Here is a 1,364-nt window from a genome sequence, read left to right as displayed (position 1 = left end):
CGCTCTTACATCTATGGTTACCCCCTTTTCTGCAATACTGTTTTTTGATGAGTGGTTGGCTTGCTTTCATCTATCCGGCGTCTGAGTGGGGGTGTAGCCCCGCGCCTCGATGAAAATCGATGCCCGACGATCCTTATTAGCGAGACGGCCTTTCAGCCGTGTAAGAGCCCAGGGTTGTCGTCAGGCCGGTTGGCCATTCACGTCATCAGTTATCCAGCATCGCAAAACCAGGTGGGTGGTGCTCGGGTGACAGCAGGGTCAGGCGTTCATCGCGGTTGGCCCTGCATCGAATTCGGTGTGGTGTGCCGCAATTGCCCACGCGATCCTCGCCAGCTTATTGGCCAGCGCGCAGACCACATGGTTTGAATGATGGTTTTCCAGCAGTCTTCGGACCCAGTCCGCCAGCCAACCTTTCTGGCGGTCCAACTGGATCAGATAGACGCGGGCACACTGGACAAGCAGGCGTCGCTGGTTACGATCACCGCGCTTGCTGATGCCCAGCAACACGGTCCTGCCGCCCGTGGAATGTTGCTTGGGCACTAGTCCGATGGACGCTGCATAGCCTCGACCGCATTTGAACTGCCTACCATCGCCCAGCTCGGCAGCCAGGACGGTGGAGGTGATCGGACCGACACACGGCATTGTCATCAAACGAATCGCCAGATCATCTCCAGCGGCTTGGCACTCCACATCCTTGTCCAGCAACTTGATCTCTTCGTCCAAATACTTGAAGTGTTGATATAGCCTCGTCAGAGTGTTTTTGAAGGGCTGAGCGATTGAGCTCGCTTCAAGCAGCGCCGAAAGAGATCGAATCGATTTGAGGCTCGGGGCCAAGCTGATGCCGACCTCCAGAAGAGCGGCGTGAATCCGATTGACGGCCGCAGTGCGGTCCTTGATAAACGCATCACGTATTGAGTTGAGCATGGCCAGTGCTTGCTGGGCTTGGTTTTTAGGCGGTACAAAGCGCATCGTTGGACGAGTTGCGGCCTCGCAAATCGCTTCGGCATCAGCGAAGTCGTTTTTGTTGCTTTTCACGTAAGGGCGCACGAGATGAGGGGCAATAAGTTTGGGTATATGCCCAAGTTTGGCCACCTCCTGCGCCATGAAATGAGCACCACCACAGGCTTCCATCACGACGGTGCAGGGTTTGAGATTCATCAAGTACTGCATGAGCGCTGACCGGGTGAATTTTTTGCGGCAAACCTCATGGCCGCGATCATCCTGCGCATGCAGGTGAAAAGTGTGTTTTCCCAGATCGATGGCGGCGATAGATATTTCGTTCATGGCAACGGTCTCCGGTGAGCCCCCTGTGAAAGCTTAGTGGGCGATCACGGGGGGCAGCGGGGGTAGCCATTTCATTAGCG

The 1,364-nt window shown here is 55.8% G+C and carries 1 protein-coding gene; it reads right to left on the bottom strand.

Annotated features, from left to right (window positions below; genetic code table 11):
* Positions 1-258: 258 nt before the first annotated feature.
* On the bottom strand, positions 259-1,284 hold the full coding sequence (locus tag AC07VV_RS30430) for an IS110 family RNA-guided transposase (protein ID WP_495038343.1): 1,026 nt from the start codon (positions 1,282-1,284) through the stop codon (positions 259-261).
* Positions 1,285-1,364 lie beyond the last annotated feature (80 nt).

This window comes from Pseudomonas sp. GW821-FHT02C04, from assembly GCF_059421845.1.
The sequence above is the reverse complement of the archived record's forward strand: the minus strand, read 5'-3'. Positions and strand labels throughout refer to the sequence as shown.

Excerpts from the sequence above, each read along its gene's own strand:
- AC07VV_RS30430 (WP_495038343.1), bottom strand. The coding sequence starts at position 1,284 with ATGAACGAAATATCTATCGCCGCCATCGATCTGGGAAAACACACTTTT.